We start from the raw sequence: 6,661 nt of genomic DNA on the forward strand, positions 1-6,661 counted from the left end.
GCCGGCCCATCGCGATCATCGAGATCCGCGCCGGCAACGACTCCGGGTCACCTCCGGCGACCCTGCGCTCGGCGACGAGCAGGGACGCGGCAATGGTGGCGGCCGCGGCGTCCGCCAGCGCCCGGCCCACGGCTGCGACGTCCTGCAGGCCGAGCAGGTCCGCGCAGGCGACCCGGACCAGTTCGACGCGGCGCACCGCCCGGGCCCGCCCGACGGCCTCCTCCCAGTCGGGGTTGCGGTGGGCGATCGCCACCATGGTCCGAACCAGTGCCTCCCGCGGCACCGGGACGAGATCGTCCTCGGTGCGCAGCAGCCGCACCGACTCCGGCACGCGGGCCATCAGGTCCGCCACGTACCGGCTGGTCGCGAGCACCCGGGCGAGCCGGTCCGCGGCGCCGGCGGAGTCCCGCAGCAGCCGCATATACCACGGGGTGCGCCCGAGTGCCTCGCTGACCCGCCGATAGGCCAGCAGCCCGGCGTCGGGATCGGGGGCGTCGGCGAAGGTGGGCAGCATCGTCGGCAACAGGTGGCGTTGGATCGCGGCCGTCCGGCTCACCCCGCTGGTCAGCGCCTCGATATGGCGCAACGACCGGTCCGGCGCGGCGAAGCCGAGCGCGGCCAGCCGGTCGGCCGCCTCCTGGGGGGTGAGGCGGATCTCCTCCGTCGACAGGCGGGCGACCGCCTCCAGCAACGGCTGGTAGAAGAGCTTCTCGTGCAGCGATCGGACGGATCGGACCACCCGAGCGTGGGCCTCCTCGAACGCCTCCGCCGTGCGCAACCCCATCGACCGGGCCAGCCAGCGCAGCTCGGTGGAGTCCCGGGGCAGCGTGTGCACCCGGCGCAGCCGTTGCAGCTGAAGGCGGTGCTCGGCGTTACGGAGAAAACGATAGGCGTCGGCGAGCCCGGCCGCGTCGCGCCGACCGACGTAGCCGCCGCGGGCCAGACCGTCGATGGCGCCCAGGGTGGAGGCGACCCGCAGCTTGGCATCCACCCGGCCGTGGACGAGTTGCAGCAGCTGGACGGCGAACTCGACGTCGCGCAGGCCGCCCGGGCCCAGCTTGAGATTGCGCTCCGCCTCCGCGCGGGACAGCGTCGACTCCACCCTGCGCCGCATCGCCCGCACGTCGGCCACGAAGCCGGGACGGGAGGCCGCCGTCCACACCATGGGCGCGACCATCGCGCAGAACTCGGCGCCCAACGCCAGGTCTCCCGCGATCGGGCGGGCCTTGAGTAACGCCTGGAACTCCCAGGTCCGGGCCCAGCGACGGTAGTAGGCGTGGTGGCTGGCGAGCGTGCGGACCAGGGCACCGTCCCGGCCCTCCGGGCGAAGCCCCACATCGACCTGGAACAGCGCACCGGCAGCGGTGACGGTGCCGGCGGCCCGGACCAGCCCCTCCGCCAGCCGCGTCGCCGCCGTCAGTACCGCCGACCCGGCCGGTGCCGCCCCGCTCTTCCCCCCGTTCGCCGTACCGTTTGCCGCATCGCGGGGTGCCGTCGGCTCGGCGACGAACACGACATCGACGTCGCTGACGTAGTTCAGTTCCCGTCCGCCGCACTTGCCCATGCCGATCACGGCGAGCCGGACCGGGGGCAGCCGCGGGTCGAGCCCGGCACGGGCGACCGCCAGCGCCGCGTCCAGCGCGAATCCCGCCAGATCGGCGAGTTCGGCCGTGGCCTCGTCGAGCGGCACCGCGCCGGTCAGGTCCCGCGCCGCGAGGACCAGCAGCGCCCTGCGGTGCGCGATCCGCAGGGCGTCGAGGATCTGGGGACCGTCGCCCGCAGCCCGGGGCGCCGGATCGTCCTGATCCGCGCCGACCGCGCGCAGCAGACCTGCCCGCACGCTCGCCGCATCCGGCGGGGCGGTGACCACCTCGTCGGCTTCCAGGATGCGCCAGTCCGCCGGATGGCGGGCAAGATGATCGCCAAGCGCGATGCTCGCGCCGAGCACGGCGGCGAGCCGTTCCCGCAGCCCCTCGTGGCGGGCCAGCGCGCCGACGAGGGCCGCGCCCCCGGCCGGGCCGAGGGCGTCCACGAGCCGGTCCAGCGCGGCGAGAGCCCGGTCCGGATCGGCCGCGGCCGCCAGCGAGCCGGCCACGACGTTGGCCTCGAGCCGTTCCTCGCGCACGATTCCCACGGTGGCGGGACCGGGCAGGACATCCCTGCCGGCGGTGGGCGACTGGACGGCCGGAGTGAGCAGGCCGAGGCGGCGCATCGTCGTCTCGACCCGGTCGACGTCGGTGAAGCCGAGCCGCGCGAGCTGCGCGGCGACCGAACTCCCCCGCGGATGGGCCGGGACCGGTCCCGGCCCGACCGGTCCCGGCCCAACCGTGGGGAGCCGGGTGCCGGTCCGCCCGGTCATAGCACCGGCAGGTACCGGTCGATCTCGAACGGGGTCACCTGCCGACGGTATTCCAGCCACTCGGCCCGCTTGTTCCGCAGGAAGAAGTCGAACAACTCGTCGCCGAGGGTCTCCCGCACAAGCGCGGAATGCTCCATCACCTTGACCGCCTCGGCGAGCGAGCCGGGCAGGGCGGTGATCCCGCGCTCACGGCGCTGCGTGTCGGTGAGCGTCCAGACGTCGTCCGCCGAAGCCGGTGGCAGCTCATAACCGCCCTGGACACCCCGCAGGCCGGCTGCCAGCACCAGGGCGAAGGTGAGATACGGGTTGCACGCGCTGTCCGGCAGCCGGAACTCCACCCGGGTGGCGTTGGATTTGTGGAGCTTGTAGAGCGGAACCCGCACGAGCGCCGAACGGTTGTTGTGGCCCCAGCACACATAGGCCGGCGCCTCCAGCACCTCGCCGGCCTGCTGGTCACCGATGAGCCGCTTGTAGGAGTTCACCCACTGGTTGGTCACCGCGGTGATTTCGGCGGCGTGCGCGAGGAGCCCGGCGATGAAGGCCTTCGCCACCTTGGACAGCTGATAGTCGTCGGTCGGGTCGTGAAAGGCGTTACGGTCGCCCTCGAAAAGGCTCAGATGGGTGTGCATCCCCGACCCGGCCTGGTTACCGAACGGCTTGGGCATGAAGGTGGCGTAAATACCCTGCCGCAACGCCACCTCCCTGACCACCTGGCGGAAGGTCATGATGTTGTCGGCGATGGTGAGGGCGTCGGCGTAGCGGAGATCGATCTCCTGCTGGCCGGGGGCCACCTCGTGATGGCTGAACTCCACCGAGATACCCAGCCGTTCGAGCATGCTGATGGCCTGTTGCCGGAAATCATGGCTGATGTCATTGGGGGTCAGGTCGAAGTAGCCTGATTCGTCCACCGGCGGGGGCACCGGGCCACCGCGCTTCGGCGGCTCCCTGAGCAGGAAGAACTCGATCTCCGGATGGGTGTAAAACGTGAACCCCGCGTCGGCAGCCCTGGCCAGCGCGCTCCGCAGCACCCAGCGCGAGTCGGCGGCGGCGGGCGTGCCGTCCGGCATCACGAGGTCGCAGAACATCCGGGCCGTAAGCGGATGTTCACCGCGCCAGGGAAGCACCTGGAAGGTGGAGGGGTCGGGCCGGGCCAGCATGTCGGCCTCGTGCACCCGCGCAAAGCCCTCAATGGCGGATCCGTCGAAACCGATACCCTCCGCCAGCGCCCCCTCCAGCTCCGCGGGGGCGATCTCCACCGACTTCAGGTACCCGAGTACGTCGGTGAACCAGAGTCGAACGAAGCGGATGTCCCGCTCCTCCAGAGTCCGGAGAACGAACTCCTGCTGTTTGTCCATAGTGCCTCCGCGCTGAGGATGTGGACTCGACGATACGGGCCACCCGATGTGCTTATCCCGACCCTAGCGACTACATCCGTTCATCGCCGTGATGTTGCCTGGTAGCAACCCGTCCGCCAACGGCGTGTTACCTACCCTCCCGACACGGGACCTAACGGCCCACGCCGCGACCGCCTACGCTGCAACCATGGCCCAGCTGCGGATCGCCCTCGCCCAGGTGGACACGACCGTCGGGGACCTCACCGGTAACGCCGACCTGGTCAGCACCTGGACGAAACGGGCCGTCGCCAACGGCGCTCATCTGATTGCCTTCGGTGAACTCACGTTGACCGGCTATCCGCCGGAGGACCTCGTCCTGCGCCGCTCCTTCGTCGCCGCGAGCCAGCGGGCGCTGGTAGCTCTGGCCCGCCGGCTGGCCGAGGAGGGGTGTGGCAAGATCGCCGTCGTCGTCGGCTACCTAGACGCGTCCGCGCAACCCGCGCCGAATGTGGGACGCCCGGCCGGTGAACCGCAGAACGCCGCCGCGGTGCTCTGGGGCGGCGAGGTTGTCGCGCGTTACGCCAAGCATCACCTGCCGAACTACGGCGTCTTCGACGAGTTCCGCTACTTCGTGCCCGGCATGGCCTTTCCGGTGCTGCGGCTGCACGGGATCGACGTGGGCCTGACGATCTGCGAGGACCTGTGGCAGCAGGGCGGGCCGATCACCGTGGCCCGCCGGTCCGGGGTCGGCCTCGTCCTGTGCATCAACGGCTCCCCCTACGAGCAGGGGAAGTCCTTCCAGCGCGACGCCCTGTGTGCCGAGCGCGCCCGGGAGGCCGCGGCCGCCCTGGCCTACGTCAACCTTGTCGGCGGGCAGGACGAGCTGGTCTTCGACGGGGACTCCCTCGTCGTCGACGCCGCGGGGGAACTCGTCGCGCGGGCGCCGGTCTTCAGCGAGGCGCTGCTGATCACCGACCTGGACCTGCCCGCGGCCGGTTCCGGCCCGGCGCGGGCGGTGTCCGGGGCCGTCGACGCCGAGGACGGCACGACGATGACGGTGACGCGCACGGTACTGGCCGCCGAGCCGCTGGCACCGTTCACCCCCCTGCCTCCGGTCGTGGCCGACCGCCCCGAGCCCGCCGGGGAGCTGTACACCGCACTGGTCACCGCCACCCGCGACTACATCCGTAAGAACGGCTTCTCCTCGGTGGCGCTCGGGCTGTCCGGCGGTATCGACTCCGCGCTCGTCGCGACCATCGCGGTCGACGCGATCGGCGCCGACGCCGTCCACACCGTCGCCCTGCCCTCGGGCTACTCGTCGGGGCATTCGGTGACCGACGCCGCCGAACTCGCCCACCGCCAGGGCACGCGGCACGCCGTGGTGCCCATCGAGCCGATCGCCGCCGCGTTCCGCGCCGCCGCAGCCGCCCTCGGCGGGTTGCACGGCCTCGCGGACGAGAACCTGCAGGCCCGGGTGCGCGGAACGCTGCTCATGGCGTTGTCGAACCAGCATGGGCACCTGATCCTCACCACCGGCAACAAAAGCGAGCTGGCAACGGGGTTCTCCACCCTCTACGGGGACAGCGCCGGCGGCTACGCTCCCATCAAGGACGTCTCGAAGACCCGCGTCTGGGGGCTGGCGCGCTGGCGCAACGCCGCCGCGGAGAAGCGTGGCGAGGCGCCACCCATTCCCGATGAGATCATCGTCAAGGCGCCGTCCGCCGAGCTTGCCCCGGGCCAGCTCGACTCCGACCGGCTGCCCGACTACGGCATCCTCGATCCCGTCCTGGACGACTACGTCAGCCACGACCGGGGCCGGGCCGAGCTGATCGCGGCCGGGCACGATCCGGCCGTGGTGGACAAGGTGATCCGGCTCGTCGACCTCGCCGAGTACAAGCGCCGCCAGAACCCGCCCGGGCCGAAGATGACCTCCAAGGCGTTCGGCCGCGACCGCCGACTGCCGATCACCTCCCGCTGGCGCGAGAACCCGCCGGCCTGACCAGCCGCGCGGGCCGGGGCCAGCCGCGCGGCTCGAGTCGAGCCGCTACAGCCGGCACCCGTTTCATGCCTGGCCCTTACGCCCCATACCCAGTGCCTTTCGGTACAGCTCCGGGACGCGGTAGCGCTCGGTGTCATCGCGTGTACCAAGATCGATGCCGAGGAGGCCGGCCTCCAGCCCGAGGTTCTCGACGTCCGAGTCGACCTCCAGCTCTCGCGCCGGAAACGGCGTACGTCCGATTCCCCGGAGCGCATCGAACAAGGGAACGAGCTCGGCAAACTCGTCCTGCAGGGAGTCGATTTCCTGTTCACTGATGTCATCCAGCGACTCCACGAGCGCCCGGGGACGTATCAGGCTGCGCTCGTAGTAGGGCGGTGCCAGCGACAGTCGCCGCTCTCGGTCAGCGGCGAGGTGGAAAAGCCGGACAAGCGAGCGTGGCGAGTGGTTTCCATTGCTGTCCGAAAGTCGGCGCCATACCCAGTTGTACGTGAAAGCGGTCTTGCCACCGGAGATCCGCTCACCAACCAGCACGCGCCACGCATTGAGCACCTGCGGCTGCGGCCACCTCTCGACCAGCTCCGGCAAAAAGCGCTGCAACCCGGGTTCCGGCACCCTCTCACGAACGAGATCAGCGACGGCCGGCACCCGGAGCGCCTGCTTGACGACCACCTTGAGATAATCGGTCTGGTTTGCCCAGGACAACGTCACGTCGCGACCGAAGAAATGTGACTTGTTCGGTAGCTGAACGGTTCTCTAGATGTCCTCCCTGAGCATGATCTTCATCCGAAGATTCACCAGCTCGTCACCCAGGGCCGCGCAGAGATCACGCTACGTTGTGATCGGTGACGTTTTGTAGACGTGCTGTGGGGTGACTCGGGGCGCCCTGGGCGACACAGCGCGAGCGAAGCGTCTCTTTCCCCATGCGTACCCGGCACGGGCCGCGCAAACCAGCTCCGCACGCCCAGATAT

General features: G+C 70.7%; 4 protein-coding genes. 1 reads left to right on the forward strand and 3 read right to left on the reverse strand.

Annotated features, from left to right (window positions below; all coding sequences use genetic code 11):
- Together AC08ON_RS12575 and AC08ON_RS12580 are read right to left on the reverse strand one after the other, a co-directional pair.
- Positions 1–2,359, reverse strand: a 2,359-nt coding sequence (locus AC08ON_RS12575; protein WP_476617029.1) for a bifunctional [glutamine synthetase] adenylyltransferase/[glutamine synthetase]-adenylyl-L-tyrosine phosphorylase, incomplete at its 3' end; no start/stop codon positions are given.
- Positions 2,356–3,714 (reverse strand): glutamine synthetase family protein, encoded by a 1,359-nt coding sequence (locus AC08ON_RS12580; RefSeq protein ID WP_476607758.1) that lies wholly within the window; start codon positions 3,712–3,714, stop codon positions 2,356–2,358. The genes AC08ON_RS12575 and AC08ON_RS12580, both read right to left, overlap by 4 nt.
- A gap of 187 nt (positions 3,715–3,901) precedes the next feature.
- Between AC08ON_RS12580 and AC08ON_RS12585 the strand changes: the two genes are divergently transcribed.
- The gene (locus AC08ON_RS12585; protein WP_476607759.1) at positions 3,902–5,692 is read left to right on the forward strand and encodes an NAD+ synthase; all 1,791 of its coding nucleotides are present in this window, start codon (positions 3,902–3,904) and stop codon (positions 5,690–5,692) included.
- A gap of 63 nt (positions 5,693–5,755) precedes the next feature.
- On the opposite strand, the gene AC08ON_RS12590 is transcribed toward AC08ON_RS12585, so the two are convergent.
- The gene (locus AC08ON_RS12590) at positions 5,756–6,400 is read right to left on the reverse strand and encodes a hypothetical protein (protein ID WP_476617030.1); all 645 of its coding nucleotides are present in this window, start codon (positions 6,398–6,400) and stop codon (positions 5,756–5,758) included.
- Positions 6,401–6,661: the final 261 nt, after the last annotated feature.

It is taken from the genome of Frankia sp. CoWAU3, from assembly GCF_977971855.1.